This window comes from Halomonas sp. AOP43-A1-21 (genome assembly GCF_052376775.1).
Lineage (GTDB): Bacteria > Pseudomonadota > Gammaproteobacteria > Pseudomonadales > Halomonadaceae > Vreelandella > Vreelandella colorata.
The window spans coordinates 12885-32115 of sequence record NZ_JBQSWC010000042.1; the positions used below are offsets into that span (position 1 = coordinate 12885).

Annotated in this window: 14 protein-coding genes and 1 rRNA gene; 7 read left to right on the plus strand and 8 right to left on the minus strand. The window is 55.5% G+C overall.

The window, feature by feature from the left end:
- The first annotated feature begins 30 nt into the window (after nucleotides 1-30).
- Entirely contained in the window at nucleotides 31-1725 is a 1695-nt protein-coding gene (gene ligB, locus ACT3R7_RS18715; RefSeq protein ID WP_226940263.1) for an NAD-dependent DNA ligase LigB, read from the plus strand.
- A gap of 9 nt (nucleotides 1726-1734) precedes the next feature.
- Here ligB and ACT3R7_RS18720 read toward each other — a convergent pair whose 3' ends face one another.
- Entirely contained in the window at nucleotides 1735-2670 is a 936-nt protein-coding gene (locus ACT3R7_RS18720; RefSeq protein ID WP_193092645.1) for an AEC family transporter, read from the minus strand.
- A gap of 145 nt (nucleotides 2671-2815) precedes the next feature.
- Here ACT3R7_RS18720 and metF point away from each other — a divergent pair, with 145 nt between their 5' ends.
- A complete protein-coding gene (gene metF, locus ACT3R7_RS18725) occupies nucleotides 2816-3658 on the plus strand; it encodes a methylenetetrahydrofolate reductase [NAD(P)H] (RefSeq protein ID WP_192539266.1) in 843 nt (280 codons plus the stop codon).
- 99 nt (nucleotides 3659-3757) lie between these two features.
- On the opposite strand, the gene ACT3R7_RS18730 is transcribed toward metF, so the two are convergent.
- The 4 genes from ACT3R7_RS18730 to prlC form a co-directional block, all read right to left on the minus strand.
- Nucleotides 3758-5971, minus strand: a complete 2214-nt coding sequence (locus tag ACT3R7_RS18730; RefSeq protein WP_441675736.1) for a TRAP transporter permease — start codon at nucleotides 5969-5971, stop codon at nucleotides 3758-3760.
- Nucleotides 5972-6069: 98 nt separating this feature from the next.
- Complete coding sequence (locus ACT3R7_RS18735) at nucleotides 6070-7053, minus strand: TAXI family TRAP transporter solute-binding subunit (RefSeq protein WP_193092642.1); 984 nt, start codon at nucleotides 7051-7053, stop codon at nucleotides 6070-6072.
- Between the two features lie 357 nt (nucleotides 7054-7410).
- Nucleotides 7411-7662 carry a YheV family putative zinc ribbon protein gene (locus ACT3R7_RS18740; RefSeq protein ID WP_193092641.1) on the minus strand — a complete coding sequence of 84 codons (252 nt, stop codon included), beginning with the start codon at nucleotides 7660-7662 and terminating at the stop codon, nucleotides 7411-7413.
- A 75-nt stretch (nucleotides 7663-7737) separates the two neighbouring features.
- Nucleotides 7738-9786, minus strand: coding sequence for an oligopeptidase A (gene prlC / locus ACT3R7_RS18745; protein ID WP_193092640.1), 2049 nt, complete (start codon nucleotides 9784-9786; stop codon nucleotides 7738-7740).
- 158 nt (nucleotides 9787-9944) lie between these two features.
- Here prlC and ACT3R7_RS18750 point away from each other — a divergent pair, with 158 nt between their 5' ends.
- The 3 genes from ACT3R7_RS18750 to ACT3R7_RS18760 all read left to right on the plus strand — a co-directional run bounded on the left by ACT3R7_RS18750 (nucleotide 9945) and on the right by ACT3R7_RS18760 (nucleotide 12691).
- Nucleotides 9945-11285 carry a sodium-dependent transporter gene (locus ACT3R7_RS18750; protein ID WP_193092639.1) on the plus strand — a complete coding sequence of 447 codons (1341 nt, stop codon included), beginning with the start codon at nucleotides 9945-9947 and terminating at the stop codon, nucleotides 11283-11285.
- A 75-nt stretch (nucleotides 11286-11360) separates the two neighbouring features.
- Nucleotides 11361-11915: a gamma carbonic anhydrase family protein gene (locus tag ACT3R7_RS18755; protein WP_192539272.1), complete on the plus strand. Its 555-nt coding sequence runs from the start codon at nucleotides 11361-11363 to the stop codon at nucleotides 11913-11915.
- A 104-nt stretch (nucleotides 11916-12019) separates the two neighbouring features.
- The gene (locus ACT3R7_RS18760) at nucleotides 12020-12691 is read left to right on the plus strand and encodes a metal-dependent hydrolase (protein ID WP_193092638.1); all 672 of its coding nucleotides are present in this window, start codon (nucleotides 12020-12022) and stop codon (nucleotides 12689-12691) included.
- On the opposite strand, the gene ACT3R7_RS18765 is transcribed toward ACT3R7_RS18760, so the two are convergent.
- The 3 genes from ACT3R7_RS18765 to ACT3R7_RS18775 are packed head-to-tail and all read right to left on the minus strand — an operon-like array spanning nucleotide 12667 to nucleotide 16731.
- A complete protein-coding gene (locus ACT3R7_RS18765; protein ID WP_193092637.1) occupies nucleotides 12667-14049 on the minus strand; it encodes a sigma-54-dependent transcriptional regulator in 1383 nt (460 codons plus the stop codon). The genes ACT3R7_RS18760 and ACT3R7_RS18765 overlap by 25 nt on opposite strands.
- A complete protein-coding gene (locus tag ACT3R7_RS18770) occupies nucleotides 14042-15961 on the minus strand; it encodes a sensor histidine kinase (RefSeq protein ID WP_496199353.1) in 1920 nt (639 codons plus the stop codon). Before ACT3R7_RS18770 ends, ACT3R7_RS18765 begins: the two co-directional genes overlap by 8 nt.
- Nucleotides 15958-16731 (minus strand): GntR family transcriptional regulator, encoded by a 774-nt coding sequence (locus ACT3R7_RS18775; RefSeq protein WP_009724995.1) that lies wholly within the window; start codon nucleotides 16729-16731, stop codon nucleotides 15958-15960. Before ACT3R7_RS18775 ends, ACT3R7_RS18770 begins: the two co-directional genes overlap by 4 nt.
- A gap of 308 nt (nucleotides 16732-17039) precedes the next feature.
- Here ACT3R7_RS18775 and lldD point away from each other — a divergent pair, with 308 nt between their 5' ends.
- Entirely contained in the window at nucleotides 17040-18194 is a 1155-nt protein-coding gene (gene lldD / locus ACT3R7_RS18780) for an FMN-dependent L-lactate dehydrogenase LldD (protein WP_193092635.1), read from the plus strand.
- 570 nt (nucleotides 18195-18764) lie between these two features.
- A 16S ribosomal RNA gene (locus ACT3R7_RS18785) occupies nucleotides 18765-19231 on the plus strand; the annotation flags it as partial.

Genomic DNA, 19231 nt, shown 5'->3' on the forward strand with positions numbered 1-19231 from the left:
TGAAGCATACAATCATAAGGGGAGGGCGTTATGCCAGCAGTACGGTGGGGACGGCGCATTGGTGGACTGGTGTTAATCACAATGTGTGTCATGGCGGGCAGTAGCGTGATGGCGGCATGTCCTACTTGGCCTAGTGAGCGCCTTAAGCATGAAACTCGTGCACTCGCCGCGCAAATTGCCCAGTGGGACCATGCCTATCATGAAGAAGGCGTCTCGCTGATTGATGATGCGCTCTACGATCAAGCCGTTGACCGGCTCCAGGGCTGGCGCGCCTGCCTGAATGACTCCACTTCCCACCAGCCGCTTACCCGCCGAGTAACGTCCAGCCGCGGCACTCTCGAGCACGCGGCCGCTCAGCAGGGGCTGGATAAAACCAACGAAGCCGGCGTGCGGCGTTTTACCAGCCGGCGGGAAAACCTCTGGATACAGCCTAAAGTGGATGGCGTTGCGGTGACGCTGCGTTATCAAGCAGGCGAGCTGGTGGAAGCGGTTAGTCGGGGCGATGGACAACACGGGCAGGATTGGACGGCCCGCGCCTTGCAATTGCCCAACGTGCCTAATGCTCTGCCCGACACTATCTCAGCCATTTTTCAGGGCGAGCTCTATTGGCAGCTTGAAGAGCATATTCAGTCTCATGCGTCTGACTCTGGGGCACGAGGGGCCGTGGCGGGCGCTATGGCTCAGGCAAATCCCTCTCCGGACGTGCTGGCACGAATTGGGCTATTTGTTTGGGGTTGGCCAGATGGGCCGACCGCCATGAACGAGCGACTGACCCAGCTTAGCGCGCTGGGTTTTGATACGGCCCGCTATACACATCGGCTGGATGAAGAGCACGGCGCAGCCTACTGGCGGAACACATGGTTTAACAACGCGTTGCCGTTTGCCACCGACGGTGTGGTCGTTAAGCAGGCTGTGCGCCCAGGAATCGTCAGCTGGTCGACCGCTTCGCCTGAATGGGCGATAGCCTGGAAATATCCGCTGCAGAAAGTGTTGGCAGAAGTGCGCGGCGTGGAGTTTCGCATCGGGCGCACCGGACGTATTACGCCGCTGCTCTGGCTCTACCCAGTTGAGTTGGAGGGGCGGCGCATCAGCCGGGTGTCGCTCGGCTCGCTTGATCGCTGGCAAAATTTGGATGTGCGCCCCGGCGATCAGGTCGCCATTACCTTGGCAGGACTGACTATTCCACAGGTTGACGAAGTGGTATGGCAAACCCTGGAGCGTACGCCCGTCGCGGTACCCGCCAATGAAAACTACCATCTGTTGAGCTGTTTCCAGACAAGCCCCGGCTGCGATGCCCAACTGCTGGCACGGCTAACCTATCTTGGCGAACAGCTTGAACTTCAGGGGGTGGGCGAAGGGACCTGGCAGGCGCTAATGGACGCCGGGTTAATCGAAGACCTACTCAGCTGGCTGGCGCTTGATCAGGCCGAGCTTCGCCAGGCGCATGGTATTGGCGCTGCGCGTTCCGAGACGCTTTATGAGCAGTTTCAGGCCGCGCGGACAGCGTCCTATAGCGCATGGCTACAGGGCCTGGGCATGCCGCCTGCAGGTAGTGCCGACCTAGAACGCTGGCCTGCTTTAATCGGTTACCAGCATGCGGATTGGGAAGCGCTGCCTGGCATCGGGCCGGGCAGGGCGCAGGCCCTCCAGGCGTTCTTTTCGCATGCCCAGGTGCAGGTAATGGTCCGTACGCTTCAGACATTTGATGTTGATGGCTTTGAATAGCCGCGACCGTTAGCCAAGCCCCGTGGCGCGCAGCATAACGCCCAGATAGAACGGAATCAGCAGCGGAGCGAGTAGTGTGGTGACCAACACCGCGAGCGCTCCTTTTTGCGGCTGAATACCCAGCTCCATGGCGACGACCACCACATTGGACGCCATGGGCACAACACCTAACAGCAGTATCGCCATGGCCAGCTCCGCGGGTACCGGCATGAGCATCTGTAACAGCACGACCGCGGTGAAGGTGGCGGCTGGCCAGACGATATAGCGCAGCCCAACGCAGGCAGCAATAAAGCGCGTATCCCAGGCGGCGAGCGTCACTTGGCTAAGCGTCATGCCAATAATCATCATGCCCAACAGCGTGTAGGTCGCGGGGAAGACATCCAGCGAACTTGCCAAGGCTGTGGGTAGCGTGACATTCAATGAGCTCAGCAGCAGTGCGAGCAAAAACGCGTAGATCAGCGGCAGGCGGCTAATCTTGATCAGGCTTTGGCGAATCGAGAAGTGGCCGCGGGCACTCAGATAAAACCCCACGGTAAATTCATACAGATTAATCCCCAGCATGCAGAACAGATAAAGCGTTACGCCTTCTGGGGGCAGCAGAATCAGCGCGACCGGTAAACCAAAATAGCCGGTATTACCAGTGCCCGATGAAAACGCCAGCAAAGCGCCTTCCTGAGGGCCAAATCGGTGCTGAGTCACGCGCCGTACCAGCAGCGCCAACAGGCTGACCAGAATAAACAGCGCCAATGTTAAGATTAAATAGTGAGGGGTCGGCCCGCCGTTCATCAGTGCGCGAAAGATGGTTAAGGGAGCAATCAGATAAACCAGCAGCGTAGCAATGGGGCGTGGGTCGATTTTTAAACGCTGTGCCGCGATCCATCCCAGGCCCACAAAGCTCAACAACATGAGTAGCGGTCCCATTAAAGCGCTTGGGGATAGCTCCATATGCCCTCCTGGCGGCATCAAGCGGTGAGTAACATGAGCAGAATTAAAGGCCAAACGTGGAATCTTTCATTAGCCCCGGCGCATTATAACGGCGAGAATACCCCAAAGTATCACTATTTATTATTGTTCTGCATGAGGAAATCCCATGAGCAGCCAAGAACATCCGCTAGGTATCAGCTTTGAATTTTTTCCGCCCAGCACCGATGCTGGGCGTGACAAGTTGATGCTGGTTCGCGATGAGCTGGCCGCCCGCAATCCGCGGTTTTTCTCAGTAACTTATGGCGCGGGAGGCTCCACTCAGGCGCGTACCCGGGACACCGTGCGTACGGTTAGCCAGAGCGGCGTGCAAACGGCCCCCCACCTTTCCTGCATTGGCAGCGAGAAAGCTCAGCTGCGTGATCTGCTGACGCAGTACCGCGAGGAAGGGGTCAAAAGTCTCGTCGCACTGCGTGGTGATATGCCATCGGGAATGGGCAGTATTGGCGAGTTACGTTATGCCAATGAGTTGGTGGAGTTTATTCGTGCGGAAACCGGCGATCATTTCGATATCGCCGTAGCGGCCTATCCTGAGTCTCATCCACAGGCAGCGAACCTAGATAGGGATGTGGAAAACTTCGCGCGTAAAATGAAGGCAGGCGCCAACATGGCGATTACCCAATACTTCTTTACGGCCGAGGCGTACTTCAATTTTGTCGATAAGGCGCGAGCGCTGGGCGTTAATCAGCCGATTATTCCTGGGATCATGCCAATCACTAACTATACCAAGCTTTCGCGCTTCTCCGATGCCTGTGGCGCAGAGATTCCTCGCTGGATGCGCAAGCAGTTGGAAGGATACGGTGATGATAGCGATGCAATTGCCAAATTTGGTACTGATGCTGTGAGCAGGCTTTGCCAGCGGCTCTTGGACGGCGGCGCACCGGGGCTGCACTTCTATACGCTTAACCAGTCCGCTCCGGTATTGAAAGTGGTGGATAATCTGGTTGGCTAACAGCGTATTGAGCTTTCGATTTAAACGGTGCCAAATCAAACGCCCCGCTCAATTGAGCGGGGCGTTTTACGTTATGACGTTTTATTTTATAGTTTGCTACTAACTCGCTGGCGCTTGCATCTTGTCAGTGTGTTTGCCACCGCCAAACTGCTTGCGCTGTATCATCACAAGACCCGCACCGATCGCCAGACCGGCGATATCCGTGTAAATGCCGCCATAGATCATGCACAGCGCGCCAATCAGCATTATCACGCGTTTTAATACATTCACCGGGCCAAAGAACCAAGCCTGCACCATGCCTGATAGCAGGATGATACCCAGCATGGCGGTGATGCCAACGCGCATAATCTGCAGCGCGGAGCCTTCCATAAGCATGGCCGGGCTGTAGAAGAACATGAACGGCACGATAAAGGCCGCCAGGCCAATTTTGAACGAGGCTACCGAGGTACCCATTGGGTTGTCGCCGGAAATCCCTGCGGCTGCGTAAGACGCCAGCGCCACCGGCGGGGTAATCGCGGAGACCACGGCAAAGTAGAAGACAAAGAAGTGGGCAATCAGCGGCTCGATGCCGATATTGATCAGCCCGGGGGCTACCACCGATGCAGCCACTGCATAGGCGGCCGTGGTGGGCATGCCCATCCCCAGCAGAATGCTGATCAGCATGGCAAACACCAGCGCCAACAGCTGGCTGACGCCCGCTAAACCCAACAGCAGTGAGGAGAAGCGTGCGCCAACGCCAGTTAGTGAAATAACCCCCACGATCAAACCCGCACAGGCACATACGGCGATGATCTGGATAGCCATGGTGCCTGCCAGCTGAAGCGCTTTAAGAATTGCGGTCACCCCCATCTTGTTCGGCGAAATCCAGCTAACGACCGCGGCCGATGCGGTGGCAAGTGTTCCCGCCCGAATCACCGAGTACCCCATAAACAGAGCGACAATCAGGATAATGATGGGCGCAAACAGATAGGCCTGCTTGATGAGTTTGGAAAAGAGCGGAATTTCGTCCTTGCGCATGCCGCGCATGCCTTTACGGGCGGCTTCGAAATCCACCATAAAGTAGATAGACGCAAAGTAAAGGATGGCCGGAATCACCGCCGCAATGGCGATGTCGGTGTAAGGAATGCCGGTGACTTCCGCCATGATAAAGGCGCCCGCGCCCATAATCGGCGGCATGATTTGCCCACCGGTAGACGCCGCCGCTTCAATAGCGCCAGCACTGCGCGCGGGGTAGCCCACTTTTTTCATCAGCGGAATGGTCAGTGAACCGGTGGATACCACGTTACCGGCTGAGGTGCCGTTAATCATGCCCATCAGGCCTGAAGCAAAAATAGATACCTTCGCCGGGCCGCCACGGGCGCGTCCAGCTGCTGCAAAGGCGAAGTTAACAAAGTAGTCACCTACCTTTGAGGCTTGCAGGAACGCGGCAAAAATAATGAACAAAATAATGTAGGTCGAGGAGACGGCGGTGGTCGGACCCAAAATGCCGGCGTCGGTATAAACCTGGCTGAAGAAGCGTTGCAGCGATAGACCCGGGTAGCCCAAAAAGCCTGGCAGGTATGGCCCAACAAACACATAGCCCAGGAACACCGCCGAAATTATTACCAGCGCCAAGCCGGCCACGCGCCGGGTTAGCTCCAAAATAAGCAGCGAGCCGGCAATGGCTGCCCAGGAGATGCCGGGAGGCGCAAACGAGGTGCCGGTCGACATCCGCATGCTGGTATTGAAGGCCATTAATAAATAGCCCGCACTGGCCAGCGCACAGATCATGAGCACCAGATCTGCGGGGTTGAAGCGGTGGCGAGTCTGACGATAGAACCATGACAGCACGATGGCTGCGGCCGTTGTGGCCATTAACGGATAGCCGTAGTGCAGCGTCTCGACCGCGGCGTCGATGCGCATGGCGCCGCCGTTAATGGTTTGTTGCATCAGAAAGACTTGCGCAAGCGTATAAGCCGCAGGCACCAGCAGGGCGTAGCTCGCCCATTTAAACCATGCCGGTGAGGCGGTTTGGTGATCCTCTGCAAAGCGGGCGCCGGCAAATAGTCCATAGCCTAGGATTAAGGCACCAGCGATGTGAACGATACGAAACGACCATGTTTCCATGGGGTACACGTTCAGTGAAATCAGGTGAAAGCTTGAGTAGGCAATGGCCAGCGTAGCAAATAGCAAAAACTGCCAACCGGTAAAGACACGGCGGTTAGGCTCAACGACTTCTTCATCAACGCCCTCAGCAAGAATAGGATCGGGTGATGAAGCAAGTAGGGCATCATCCTTGAGGCCGTTGGGGTTTTGGGGGGTCGCGGGACTCATCAGAGTTCACCCTCACAGCAGGAGCAAAAAAAGGAGCAGTAGCCAAAACTGCCCCGCCTGAAGAGTCAGTTACGGGGCAGTCAGATGGTGCGTAAGGTTTAGTTGATCAGGTCTTCAGAAATTTCATAGCCGTTCTCTTCGTACCAACGTGCTGCACCCGGGTGGAAGGGCAGAACATTGTTATGCACGATGTTTTCCGGAATGCTGGTTTCAGCACTGCGGTGGATAGAGCGCATGCGATCGTTGTTTTCCATGGTGGCCTTGGTCACTTCATAAATGAAGTCTTCTGGCAGGTCACAGCCGGCAATCGCAAAGTTCCACATGGAAACCGCGCGTGCATCATCTTCAAGCGTTGAGTACGTGCTGGCCGGAATATTGAATTCGGCTACTGGGAAGGCTTCCAATACGGTGGCAAGCTCATCTTCGGTAAATTCGATGATGTTCACATCCGTCTGTACTTCTAACTGGCTAACGGCTGGGATCGGAATACCGGCGGCAAATGCCACTACGTCCAGCAGGCCATCCTGAAGCTGTCCGCCGAGGTCAGACCAACCGCCGTTACGACGCTCGAAGTTGACGCCCAGGGTTTCAAGCATGGCGGGGAAGTAGGTGTCAGAGGTCGAGGCTGCGGGACCGAAACCGATGCGCGCGCCATCCGGAATGTCTGAAATGGACTCGATGCCGGAGCTTGAAAGGGCGGCAATCGAGAACGGCGTTTCATACATTGGGAACAGGGCACAGACGTTATCCATCATCAAGCCCGGGGCCAGCGGGCTTTCGCCTTTCACCGCGTCAGACGCAGGACCCATCGTGGTCAGACCGAAAGCCATATCGCCACTGTGTACCAACGCCAGGTTCTGGGTCGGGCCACCGGTGACTTCGCCACCGCCAGAAACGCCCAGTTCGTCAGCGATAAAGTTGGCCCAGCCCGAACCGTACACGAAAAACGTGCCGCCCTGGCTTGCGGTACCCACGGTAAAGTTTTCGGGCCAGTCAGCGCGGTCCGCGTGAGCGCTGGCGGCTACAAGCAGGGCTGCACCACTAACCAGTAGAGCGAGAGTTTTCGGCATCATCGTGCGCATGGCATGTTTCCTAAGCTGTTATTGGGATTATGGACTGGCAGGCGTGTCTACATGCCAGTAGCAATCGTTATTGAGCACTTATTTAATAGCGATTGTTGTGCCATTTAGAGACTAAATTAATAAAAACATGTCTTTATGAAATTTTTATTCAACTTTAGTGGAGATACAGTAATCGCGAAGTGTCTGGTAATTCGCACGCAAGCAGGTAGATAGTGTGCGGTTTTCCGCTCACTATTGAATGGAAAACAGACAAATAGGCAGGAGTTAAGCAAGAGGAAATAGTAAAACAGTGGCCAAGCGAGTTAGCAGCCAAGCAATTAAGTAGCTAAGAGAGCTTTTGGCTCTCTTAGCTAGGGCTTAGGTATGGGGATTGCGGGGATCGAGGATTTTTACCGGTTGAACGTCCTGACTTTTCTGCTCCTCGCGCACCTGATTAACCCGGGTGGTTAATTCTGAGGAGCTTTCATCTTCGATAGGCAGCTGCTCAAAAAAATCACAGTTCACGCACTCTCGGTAACGGATGCCGTTCTGTTCCCAGGCGCGAATACGGTCCATTGCGGCGCAGCGGGGGCACGTGACACCCGCAATAAAGCGCTTAACGGTAGACATGGCGTTCTCCAAACGCGCGGCGCCGTCTTATGCTTGGCGCCGCGCTTAGGTCAATAAGCTGAGGTCAGTAAAAAATTAGGCGGCGCGAATGCCGCTATGGCGCAGCAGCGGCTCTACGCTGGGCTCGCGACCACGAAACGCCACGAAGAGCTCGGCCGCGTCGCGCGCCCCGCCCTGCTCTAAAATCTCACGGCGGAAGCGTTGGCCGGTATCAGCATCAAATATACCCGCCTCCTCAAAGGCGCTCCACGCATCGGCAGACAGCACCTCGGCCCACTTGTAGCTGTAGTAACCCGCGGCGTAGCCACCGGCGAAAATATGCGCAAAGCTATTTTGAAAGCGATTGAAGGACACCGCTGGCACCACTGAGACTTCACTGCGTACTTCGTCTAACAGTGCCTGAACGTCGCGGGCTTTGGGGGCACTTAATTCATAGTGCAGGCGCAGGTCAAAGACCGAGAACTCAATTTGCCGCACCATGCCCATGGCAGACTGGAAGTTTTTGGCTGCCTGCAGGCGCTCAACCAGCTCAGAAGGCAGGGCTTCGCCGGTATCTACATGTTTGGCAAGCAGGTTAAGCCCTTCGCGCTCCCAGCAGTAGTTCTCCATAAACTGGCTGGGTAACTCGACGGCATCCCAGGCAACGCCGTTAATACCTGAAATATCGGCAATATGCTGTTTGGTCAGCATATGGTGCAGGCCATGGCCAAACTCGTGGAACAGCGTAGTGACTTCATCGTGAGTCAGCAGAGCAGGCTTGCCCCCAACCGGCGCGGTAAAGTTACAGGTTAAAAACGCCACCGGACGCTGGATGCCGTTATCGGTCTGGCGGCGTACCCGGCAGTCGGCCATCCAGGCGCCGCCGCGCTTGCCTTCGCGGGCGTACAGGTCCAGATAGAACCCGGCGATCGGCTGGCCGTTTTCGGTAATCTGGAAATAGCGCACGTCAGCGTGATAGCGCGAGGCGTCGATATCTTCTTCTACGCGTACTCCATAGAGCCGCTCAACGACGTGAAAGAGACCATCAATCACGTGCGGTGCGGGGAAGTAGGGGCGCAATTGCTCTTGGGAAATCGCATGGCGCGTCTCGCGAAGCTTTTCACTCGCGTAGGCGATATCCCAGGGTTCCAGCGTGTCGATGCCGAGCTCGTCGCGGGCATAGGCGCTTAATTCGGCAAATTCTTCTTTCGCCTGCGGCACCGCACGGCGCGCAAGATCGCCCATAAAATCGAGCACCTGCTCGGGCGATTCAGCCATTTTGGTGGTCAGTGAAAAATCGGCATAGGTCTTAAACCCTAAGAGCTTCGCAAGCTCCTGGCGCAGCGCTAAAATCTCTTCCATGATCGGAGCATTATCAAATGTACCTTCACCCGGGCCCTGGTCGGATGCGCGAGTAACAAAGGCGGTATACACCTCGCGGCGCAGTTCGCGGCTGTCGGCATAGCTAACCACCGGGAAGAAGCTCGGGAAATCCAGGGTGATCCGATATCCAGCGACCCCTTTGGCTTCGGCGAGGGCTTTTAATGTATCCAGCGCGCTTGAGGGAACACCTGCCAGCTCCTCTTCGCTGTCGATGTCCTTATGCCATGCCTGGGTAGCATCCAGCACGTTATTGGAGTACTGGTTGGAAAGCGTAGAAAGGCGCGACTGGATTTCGCCGTAGCGGGCTTTTTTATCGGCGGGTAAATCCACCCCCGCAAGGCGGAAATCGCGTAGGGCGTTATCCACCGTGCGCTGCTGAGCTGAATCTAGCGTGGCCCAGGCATCGCCCTCTTTGAGTGCCTGCCAGCCATGAAAAAGCCCTTCATGCTGGCCGACCCAGGTGCCAAAGGCGGAAAGTTTTTCCAGGCAGGCTTGGTAGGCTTCGCGAAGCTCCGGTGTATTCATGGTGCCGTTTAGGTGGGAAACCGGTGACCATGCTTGGGAGAGCCGGTCGCTTACTGCCTCAAGGGGCACAGCGAAGCTTTCCCAGGTGGGCGGGGTTTTTGAGGCCTGTTGCGCCAAACGGTCAATCGTTGCGCGGTTCTCATCAAGCAATGTTTCCACCGCAGGCACCACATGCTCTGCACGTATTTCAGCGAAAGGGGGAAGCTCGTGCGTCTCAAGCAGGGGATTGCGGGACATAAGCACCTCGTGGGCAACAATTAGGGGGCGCAAAAAAAGCGCGATGATAGTCACAAAATGCGGGCAGTCGGCCACTCTTTCAATGGCAAGGTTTGGTCTCTTGGCGGGCGCCTGCTAGTCTTGCCGCCTTTTAGTGCCCACAATGGCAGGAGTCAACAATGAGCGAAACGCTGGAGCGCTGGGGGTCGAAGCGGGCCTTTATCTTGGCGGTAACGGGTGCAGCAGTGGGGCTGGGCAACATCTGGCGCTTTCCTTATGTCGCAGGTGAAAACGGCGGCGCGGCCTTTTTACTGATTTACGTAGGCTTTGTTCTGCTGTTGGGTATTCCTGTCATGATGGCTGAAATTCTCATCGGCCGAGCGGGGCGCCGTGGGCCAATACAGGCGCTTGGTGCACTGGCCATGGATGCCGGGGCATCTGCTAACTGGCGTTGGCTGGGAATTTTCGGCGCATTCACCGTTTTTTGTATCTTATCTTTCTATTCCGTGGTTTCCGGCTGGTCGATCGAGTTCCTGGTCGCTTCAGTGAACGGGCAGTTCAGCGGTGCAACGGCTGCAGAGATCGGGGCAGGTTTTGATGCATTTTTAGCCAGCCCCGGCTTGCTGATTTTTAATCATTCGCTGTTTTTATTTATGACCATGACGGTAGTCGCCGCTGGCGTCTCAAAAGGCCTCGAGCGGCTTAATAATCTGTTGATGCCGCTGCTCTATGGTTTGCTACTCCTGCTGGCAGGCTATGCCGCTACCACCGATGGCTTTTCTACGGCGTTGGCGTGGTTATTTCTACCCTCGTTTGAGGCGCTAACGCCTACCGTGGTACTGCATGCCATGGGCCACGCCTTCTTTACGCTGGCGGTGGGTGCCTGTGCACTGATGGCGTACGGGGCATATATGCCGGAAGACCAGAGCCTGCCTAAAGCGGCTGTGGCCGTGGCGGCGCTCGACATCAGCGTGGCACTACTGGCCGGTATTGCGATTTTCTCCGTGGTGTTTGCCCAGGGAATGGATCCGGCCGAAGGACCGGGACTGATGTTTGTGACGCTGCCTATCGCCTTTGCAGAGCTGCCCGGTGGCGTAGTGTGGCTAAGCGTATTTTTCCTGCTACTGTTGCTGGCAACCTGGACATCGGCGATTAATCTGGCAGAGCCAATGGTTGTCACGCTGCAAGGCTTGGGGTGTCGGCGAAGCATCGCCACGGCTATCGTCGCGCTGAGCGTTTGGCTAATGGGGCTTTTATCGGCGTTCTCGTTCTCAACGCTTGCCGATTTTCGGCCGCTGTTTGGGCGTAATGTTTTTGAGCTGGTCAGCAGTATTCCGCCCGACGTGTTTTTACCGTTGGGAGGGTTGATGATTGCCATCTTTGCCGCCTGGGTAATGCCGCGGACTACCGCGATGCAAGCACTGGGCGCCGGGGAAGGCGGCTATCTTTTATGGCGTAACGTGGTTCGTTGGGTGTCGATTCCGCTGACATTTATCGTATTGCTGGGCGGGCTGTTATAAACCGTGCCGTGCTAAGGCGCGCCGTATAACCGCTATAAGATAGCCGGTAGGTTCTTTGACGATCAGGAGAGTGCCATGCAAGACACAAACAGTGCGCTAAGAGATTTTAAAGACCAGTCACCGCAGCTGGGCGAGCGTGTGTACATTGACCCGGCAAGCGTTGTGATTGGCGATGTTGTGTTGGGCGACGACTGCTCGGTATGGCCGATGACGGTGATCCGGGGTGATATGCACCGGATTCGTATTGGTGCGCGTACCAGCGTGCAGGATGGCAGCGTGCTGCACATTACCCACGCCAGCGACTTCAACCCGGCGGGCTTCCCGCTCACGATTGGTGAAGACGTAACCATTGGCCATAAGGCTATTTTGCACGGGTGTACGCTGGGCAGCCGAATTCTGGTGGGCATGGGGGCGATCGTCATGGATGGCGCAGTGGTCGATGACGAGGTGATTATTGCCGCAGGCGCGGTCGTTACACCCGGCAAGCACCTGGAAAGCGGTTATGTATATGCGGGCAACCCCGCCAAAGCGCTACGCCCTTTGAAAGATAAAGAACGTGCGTTCTTCCCGTATACGGCGGGCAACTATGTAAAACTGAAAGATCAGTTCCTGGCCGAAGCATGCTTATGATTAACGTTGGCTAAAGCGTTGGCCTACCAACCTTTTTTCTAAATCAGCCATGTTGCAATCTTAAAAAATCTGGTAATTTATCCAGTTTTCTAGGGTGCCGCGACATGGCGAACTTTCGCACGCATATTACGGTAGCGACCGCGGGCGGCATGCTAATGGCGTACGCGGGCTGGCAAGCACAGTGGTGGCCTTCTTCCCAGGCGATATTGATCGTGGCGCTGGTCGCGTTTGGCGGCATTCTGCCCGATATTGATGCGGATCGGTCGCGCTCTATCCGGTTGATTTTTAATATTCTTTCTGTGCCTTCACTGGTGCTGGGCGTGATGCTGCTGGAGTCATGGCTAACGCCGGGCATGCTGCTTCTTGCCTGTGGCGGCATTTACTTCTCGGTGCGCTATCTGGCGGGGATCCTGTTCTCAAAGTTGACGGTGCATCGGGGTATTTGGCATTCACTGCTGGCGGCGGGGCTATGCTCGCTGTTAACGGCGGCGCTGAGTTTTCATCTTTTGTTTCAGCCGCCATGGATGGCATGGTCGCATGGTGCGGCCGTTTTGCTAGGGTTTATCATTCATTTAGGGCTTGATGAGATCTATAGCGTCGATTTGGAAGGGGCCCGGCTGAAACGCTCATTTGGCACCGCGCTCAAGCTGGGTGACAGCCGACGGCCGATGTCTAATCTTTTAATGCTGATTGCGACCTTAACCCTGCTGCCCTGGGCGCCCCCCTGGTCGGTATTAGTCGAGCTTATGCATCAGGGGTCGCTGCTGTGGCGATAGTCATCAGCGTTTAAACCATGTTTTTTGAGCTTGTCGTAAAAGGTTTTACGCGGGATACCCAGGTGGCGGCAGACGTCCGTTACACGGCCATGGTGGCGGGAAAGGGACTGGCTGATCAGACTCTTTTCAAATAGCTCCACCTGGCGCGGCAGGGTGGGTTCCTGGGTATCAGCCGCGGCCCCTTCCAGCAACATGTCTAGGCGATAATCAAACGCCGCCCCCAACAGCACGTAGCGCTCTGCCAGGTTGCGCAATTCACGCACGTTGCCGGGCCAGTCGTGAGCCAGCAGGGCCGCGATGCCATGGCTGTCCAGACTGGGGGCTTCCAGGCCACTACGATTCGCAGCCACAACCGCAAAGTGTTGAAAGAGGAGAGGGATGTCTTCCCGACGTTCGCGCAACGCGGGTAAAGGCAAGGTGACGACGTTGAGTCGGTAATAGAGATCTTCGCGAAAGTGACCTTCTTCAGCGGCGGCCTTTAGGTCCACTTTGGTGGCCGCAATCACGCGCAAGTTGAGCGGGATGACTTCATTGGCGCCCAGTCGCTCGATACTGCGCTCCTGAAGCACACGCAGCAGTTTGACCTGCAGGGCCTGCGGCATTGATTCGATTTCATCCAAAAACACGGTGCCGCCGTTGGCATGTTCAAACTTACCAATGCGCCGCTCCACTGCGCCGGTAAAGGCGCCTTTTTCATGCCCGAACAGCTCAGACTCAATGGTGTGTTCCGGTACGGCACCGCAGTTGATCGCCATAAAAGGGCTGTTGCGGCGCGCGCTGCGCTCATGGATCGCACGGGCGACCAAATCCTTCCCCGTTCCCGTTTCACCAAACAGCAGCACATCGGCTTCTACCTGACTGATGCGCTGGATCATGGCGGCCAGACGCGAGATTACTGCTGTACGACCGACCAAGCGAGGGCCAAGGGCGGCCTGCTGTACTTCCAGCTCGGCTTTAAGGCGATTATTTTCCAGGCTGAGCTGGCGCTTTTCTATGCCCCGCCGTACGACGTCGAGCAACTGATCACCGGCAAACGGTTTCTCCAGAAAGTCCCAGGCACCGGCACGCATAGCTTCCACGGCGGTGGAAATATCGCCATGGCCGGTAATCAGGATAATCGGCAGGGTAGGGTCGCGGTGATGCAGCTCATGAAGTAATTCCATGCCGCCCATGCCGGGCATGCGGATGTCACTGACAATCACCCCTGGGAAATTCTCCGGCAGCGCGGCCAGCGCCTGCTCGGCCGTTTCAAAGCAGTAGGGCGTGTAGCCGGCAAGTTCAAGTGTTTGACTGGCGGTGATACGCAGATGGGGCTCGTCGTCGATCACCATGACCGGCAGTGTCGACGGCTCATGCATGTTTATTATTCTCTTTTAAAAGGTGTGGAGCGTGCGGGTGAGCGGGCGGCGAGTAAGGTAGCGAGATGGTAAAACATGCGCCACCTTGTTCACGGTTCACGACCTGAAGCTTGCCGCCAAGGTCGTCCATGATACGCGAAGAGATGGAAAGTCCCAGCCCTAGCCCGCTTCCTGGTGCTTTAGTGGTGAAAAAGGGTTCAAAAATCTGCGCCATGTGCTGCTCACCGATGCCGGGGCCGTTGTCTATCACGCTGATGGTTACCTGCTTTCCGGTAAGCGTGGCGCTCAGCGTGAGCGTCGGATTAGGGGTCTCTTTCATGGCATGGAGCGCATTGCCGATCAGATTCACCAGCACCTGCTCAAGGCGTACTAAATCACCGGTGACCCATAGCGTGACGTCAGGCCACTGTTGTTCGACGTGAATATGTTCCTCACGCAGGCGGCTTTGAAACAAACGCAGCGCGTATTCAATGCACGCCTGGACGGAAATTGTCTCCTGGCGCTCGCTACTCTTGCGTGAAAACTGGCGAAGCTGCGCGCTGATATCGGCCATGCGTTTGGTTAATTCAACAATTTGTTCCAAGTTGGTGTCGGCCTGATCAACCCGGGAAAGCGCCAGAAAGCGCCGGGCGTTTTCACCATACGCACGAATAGCGGCCAGCGGTTGATTGAGTTCATGGTTGATCCCGGCGGCCAATTGCCCAAGGACGGCGAGCTTGGCGGCTTGAATCAGCTCATCTTGGGTTTGGCGCAGGTTGGCTTCTGCGCGGCGGCGCTCTTCAATTTCATCCGAGAGGCGCTGGTTGCTGGCTACCAAGTCGCGCGTGCGCCGCTCGACACTCTCCTCCAGCTCATCGCGAACGAGGGAAAGCGTTTGCCGCTCACGTTCAGCAAACGCTTCGCGCTCACGGCGTAAGCGCAAACGCTGCCACCCAATCGCGCCACCCAGGGCAATGATTCCATAAAGCCCTCCCGCCATTAGTGCGGCGATCCATTGCGCGCTTATAACCGGCGTTAAGGGTTTAAAAATATGCATCTGCCAGCCAAACTCTGCCACCGGCCGGGTAAGGCTTAAATAGCGGCCGCCACTGAGCGGGCCTTGCGAGAAGCTCACCAACGCGCTGTCAGGTCCATATGTTGTCTCTATATTAATACCCGATGGCGACAATGGCTCCATGGCGTAGCGTCGCGTTGCAAGCAGTGCATCGCGCCGATCATCACTAAGCGGATAGAGCGCGTTCATGCGCAGTTCCGGGCGGCTGGCCATGAAGATTATATTGTCGCTATCAGTGACCAGCAGCTCGGCGTCTTGCTCCGCCCAGCCCTCTTCGACCTCATCCAGCAAGACCTTAATCACCATGACGCCGTCGGGCTGGGCATCGGGAGAGGTATCATCAAGCCAGACGGGGGCCGAAAAGAAGTAGCCGCGCTCCAGCGATTGGGTACCTAAACCGTAAAACCGCCCTTGCCGACCGGCAATGGCTTCCGTGTAATAGCTTCTAAACGCGTAGTTATGCCCAATAAAGGTATTCTGGCGATGCCAGTTGCTGGCAGCGATGGTATCGGCGTTACGGTTAAGCAAATAGACATCAGAGACCCCAGAGGTAAAGCGAAAACGGTCAAGCAGCAAGTTGAGCGGCATGGGGTCTTGGCTGTCTGGAGAGTCTAAAAAACGTTGTACGCCTTCCCTGGTCGCCAGCATTTGTGGCAAATAATCATAGCGCAGCAGGTAACCGTTTAAGTTGGCGGCAGAAAGCCGCAGCTCGTTTTCGGCATCGTCTTGTAAGTTTGATAGCGCCTGCTCGCGGGCCAGTTGAGCGGCTTGCCACATACATAGCATGAGCCCTAGCGGAATCGCGATCAGCCAGAGCAGTCGCCAGCGATGGTCTGAAAGGCGAGGTAAGCGACTCATGCGGGTGTGCTACTGGTACCTTGGGCACGACGCAGGGCTCGCTGGGCGCGGGTTTCCGCTCTGGCCATCTCGAGAAGACCCTCCTCAACGTACACTAGGTGCTCGTGCGCTCGGCTGCGGGCATCTTCAGCACGGCCTTCTAAAATCGCATCTAGCAGGGCGCGGTGCTGCTTCATTAACTGCGAGCGCGAGTCGGGCTTTGCAAAAAGATGGGCGAGGTTATCAACGATGCTCTGCTCTAATAAATGGAAAATGCCTCGAATAGTGTGAAGTAACAGTACGTTATGAGCGGCTTCTGCAATAGCGAGGTGGAAGGCGGCATCTAACTTTGCTTCTTGGGCGGGGTTGGCGCCCACAAATCCACCGTCAAGTTCTTCAAAGCGCTGGATTAATACGGCTTTGTCCGCTGGCGTCGAGCGTAACGCGGCGTAATAAGCCGAAATGCCTTCCATCGCATCGCGAAATTCAAGCAAATCCAAATGAAATTCGTTGTGCCGGGAAAGCATCTCCAACAAAGGGTCGGTGTAGCCGCTGTTGAGCGTTTCATTCACGAAGGTACCACCCCCTTGGCGGCTGGTAAGCAGGCCTCGTGCGGCAAGCTTTTGGATGGCTTCACGTAGAGAGGGGCGCGACACGCCAAAACGTTCAGCAAGCTCTCTTTCTGGTGGCAGGCGCTGACCAGGCTTGAGGCTACCTTCAAGAATCATTGCCTCAAGGCGCTCGGTAATCACATCAGCCAAGCGCTGCTGGCGGAGCGGTGGATAAGTCATTAGTGCAGATCCTCATAATTGGTAAGACCAATAGTAGGGGCTTTAATGGTTTGTCTCAACAGTAAAAGGCTAGCAAATTGGTGACTATTGGCACCGCTTGTTTGGTTTATAACTAAAGTATATGGCCAAAATACGCCGTGATGCGTGATGCGCGTTTGACACGACTGCGGCGCCTCATTACTGTTGATGCAAATTTTTTGTAAATTGGTAAAACCAATTTTATCTAGGGCGTTTAACACTGACGCTTCGATGACCGTTTATAGATAGTACTTATCGATAGTGCATCTGTTTATTGCATAGGGCCTGCCATGATCATTTCATCACCGACGGACTACCGCCTAGCTGCCAAGCGTCGTATCCCCCCGTTTCTGTTTCACTATGCTGATGGTGGGTCATACGCAGAGCATACGTTGCGGCACAATGTTGAAGACCTAGCGGGTATCGCGCTGCGGCAACGAGTGTTGAAGGATATGTCGTCGCTATCGCTGGAAACCGAACTGTTTGGTGAAAAGATGGCAATGCCTCTTGCCTTGGCGCCGGTGGGGCTAACAGGCATGTACGCTAGGCGTGGTGAAGTCCAGGCAGCACGGGCAGCGACCAAGAAGGGCATACCGTTTACGTTATCGACGGTCTCCGTATGCCCAATTGCAGAAGTGGCAGCGGCAGTGGAGCGGCCCATCTGGTTTCAGCTTTATGTATTGAAGGATCGGGGCTTTATGAAGCACGTGCTTGAGCGTGCTAAGGCGGCAGGGGTTAAAACATTAGTCTTCACCGTTGATATGCCTGTGCCTGGTGCGCGTTATCGCGATGCTCATTCAGGCATGAGCGGCAAAAGCGGGCCTATGAAACGTATGCTGCAAGCTGCGTTGCATCCTCTTTGGGCTTGGGATGTCGGTGTGCATGGTCGCCCGCATGACCTAGGCAACGTGTCTGATTATCGTGGTCAGCCGACGGAGCTTGAAGATTATATTGCCTGGCTTGGCGATAACTTTGATCCCTCTATTTCCTGGAAAGATCTGGATTGGATTCGTGAGCAGTGGGATGGCCCAATGGTTATTAAAGGCATACTGGATGCTGATGATGCCCGTGATGCAGTCCGCTTTGGGGCTGATGGCATTGTAGTTTCAAACCACGGTGGCCGTCAGTTGGATGGTGTGCCTTCTACCGCGCGTGCCCTGCCTGCTATTGCAGATGCAGTTAAGGGTGACCTGGCCATCCTGGCTGATTCTGGTGTGCGTAATGGGTTGGATGTAGTAAGGATGATTGCCATGGGCGCAGATACAGCATTGATTGGTCGCGCCTTTATCTATGCGCTTGCAGCAGCAGGTGAGGCGGGAGTTGCTAACCTGCTTGAGCTTTTCGAAAAAGAGATGAAGGTGGCGATGACGCTCACCGGTGCGCGAACAATTGCTGATCTCAGCACCGAGTCATTAGTGCCTGACTCAATTCCTGCGCTTACTTAAATAGAGGGGATGCTACTGCTGGCATTAGGGTAATAGACGAATGTTGGAGTTTTTTTACAAAACCACTTGCCAAGACGGCAGCGAATCCGTAAAGTACGCATCCGCTGCCGGGGACGCACAGCGTTACCAGCGGTGATTGAAGGTGAAAACCTTCGGTTTGTCAGAGAGTTAGAAGAACTCAGCAGCAACATGCTTCGATGTCTTCCAGCGCTTTTTGAAACGAGCCACGCCAGAAAGCAACGTTATCTCGCTTTCTTCGCTCACTCGCTTCACTCACTCAAAACAGTGATTGACAAACACCAGGAAATGCGTAGAATACGCCTTCCTCGCTGAGGCAAGCCAGTTCATCGGTTAGCTAGTTACTTCTTCGGAAGTTCAGCAGCGAAAACAGCTCTTTAACAATTTGATCAGGTAATTCATGTGGGCGCTTGCCGATGAGGGTGATAAATCACCAAATATCAAGGCAAGCGGTCATGAAAACGAAAGTTTGAATGAATTCGTTTGAACCTTGAGCCAAGTTTGATGCGCTTTTGTTACCTTCGGGTGGCGAGTAAGCATCACAATGATTTTAAACTGAAGAGTTTGATCATGGCTCAGATTGAACGCTGGCGGCAGGCCTAACACATGCAAGTCGAGCGGTAACAGGGGTAGCTTGCTACCCGCTGACGAGCGGCGGACGGGTGAGTAATGCATAGGAATCTGCCCGATAGTGGGGGATAACCTGGGGAAACCCAGGCTAATACCGCATACGTCCTACGGGAGAAAGGGGGCTTCGGCTCTCGCTATTGGATGAGCCTATGTCGGATTAGCTAGTTGGTGAGGTAATGGCTCACCAAGGCAACGATCCGTAGCTGGTCTGAGAGGATGATCAGCCACATCGGGACTGAGACACGGCCCGAACTCCTACGGGAGGCAGCAGTGGGGAATATTGGACAATGGGCGCAAGCCTGATCCAGCCATGCCGCGTGTGTGAAGAAGGCCCTCGGGTTGTAAAGCACTTTCAGCGAGGAAGAACGCCTAGTGGTTAATACCCATTA

What these genes read in the sequence shown, in the direction of transcription:
- ACT3R7_RS18750 (WP_193092639.1), top strand. Translation starts at nt 9,945, where the DNA reads ATGAGCGAAACGCTGGAGCGCTGGGGGTCGAAGCGGGCCTTTATCTTG.
- ACT3R7_RS18735 (WP_193092642.1), bottom strand. Translation starts at nt 7,053, where the DNA reads ATGCGCACGATGATGCCGAAAACTCTCGCTCTACTGGTTAGTGGTGCA.
- ACT3R7_RS18730 (WP_441675736.1), bottom strand. Translation starts at nt 5,971, where the DNA reads ATGAGTCCCGCGACCCCCCAAAACCCCAACGGCCTCAAGGATGATGCC.
- ACT3R7_RS18760 (WP_193092638.1), top strand. Translation starts at nt 12,020, where the DNA reads ATGGCGAACTTTCGCACGCATATTACGGTAGCGACCGCGGGCGGCATG.
- ACT3R7_RS18775 (WP_009724995.1), bottom strand. Translation starts at nt 16,731, where the DNA reads ATGACTTATCCACCGCTCCGCCAGCAGCGCTTGGCTGATGTGATTACC.
- ligB (WP_226940263.1), top strand. Translation starts at nt 31, where the DNA reads ATGCCAGCAGTACGGTGGGGACGGCGCATTGGTGGACTGGTGTTAATC.
- ACT3R7_RS18770 (WP_496199353.1), bottom strand. Translation starts at nt 15,961, where the DNA reads ATGAGTCGCTTACCTCGCCTTTCAGACCATCGCTGGCGACTGCTCTGG.
- ACT3R7_RS18740 (WP_193092641.1), bottom strand. Translation starts at nt 7,662, where the DNA reads ATGTCTACCGTTAAGCGCTTTATTGCGGGTGTCACGTGCCCCCGCTGC.
- ACT3R7_RS18755 (WP_192539272.1), top strand. Translation starts at nt 11,361, where the DNA reads ATGCAAGACACAAACAGTGCGCTAAGAGATTTTAAAGACCAGTCACCG.
- lldD (WP_193092635.1), top strand. Translation starts at nt 17,040, where the DNA reads ATGATCATTTCATCACCGACGGACTACCGCCTAGCTGCCAAGCGTCGT.
- prlC (WP_193092640.1), bottom strand. Translation starts at nt 9,786, where the DNA reads ATGTCCCGCAATCCCCTGCTTGAGACGCACGAGCTTCCCCCTTTCGCT.
- metF (WP_192539266.1), top strand. Translation starts at nt 2,816, where the DNA reads ATGAGCAGCCAAGAACATCCGCTAGGTATCAGCTTTGAATTTTTTCCG.
- ACT3R7_RS18765 (WP_193092637.1), bottom strand. Translation starts at nt 14,049, where the DNA reads ATGCATGAGCCGTCGACACTGCCGGTCATGGTGATCGACGACGAGCCC.
- ACT3R7_RS18720 (WP_193092645.1), bottom strand. Translation starts at nt 2,670, where the DNA reads ATGGAGCTATCCCCAAGCGCTTTAATGGGACCGCTACTCATGTTGTTG.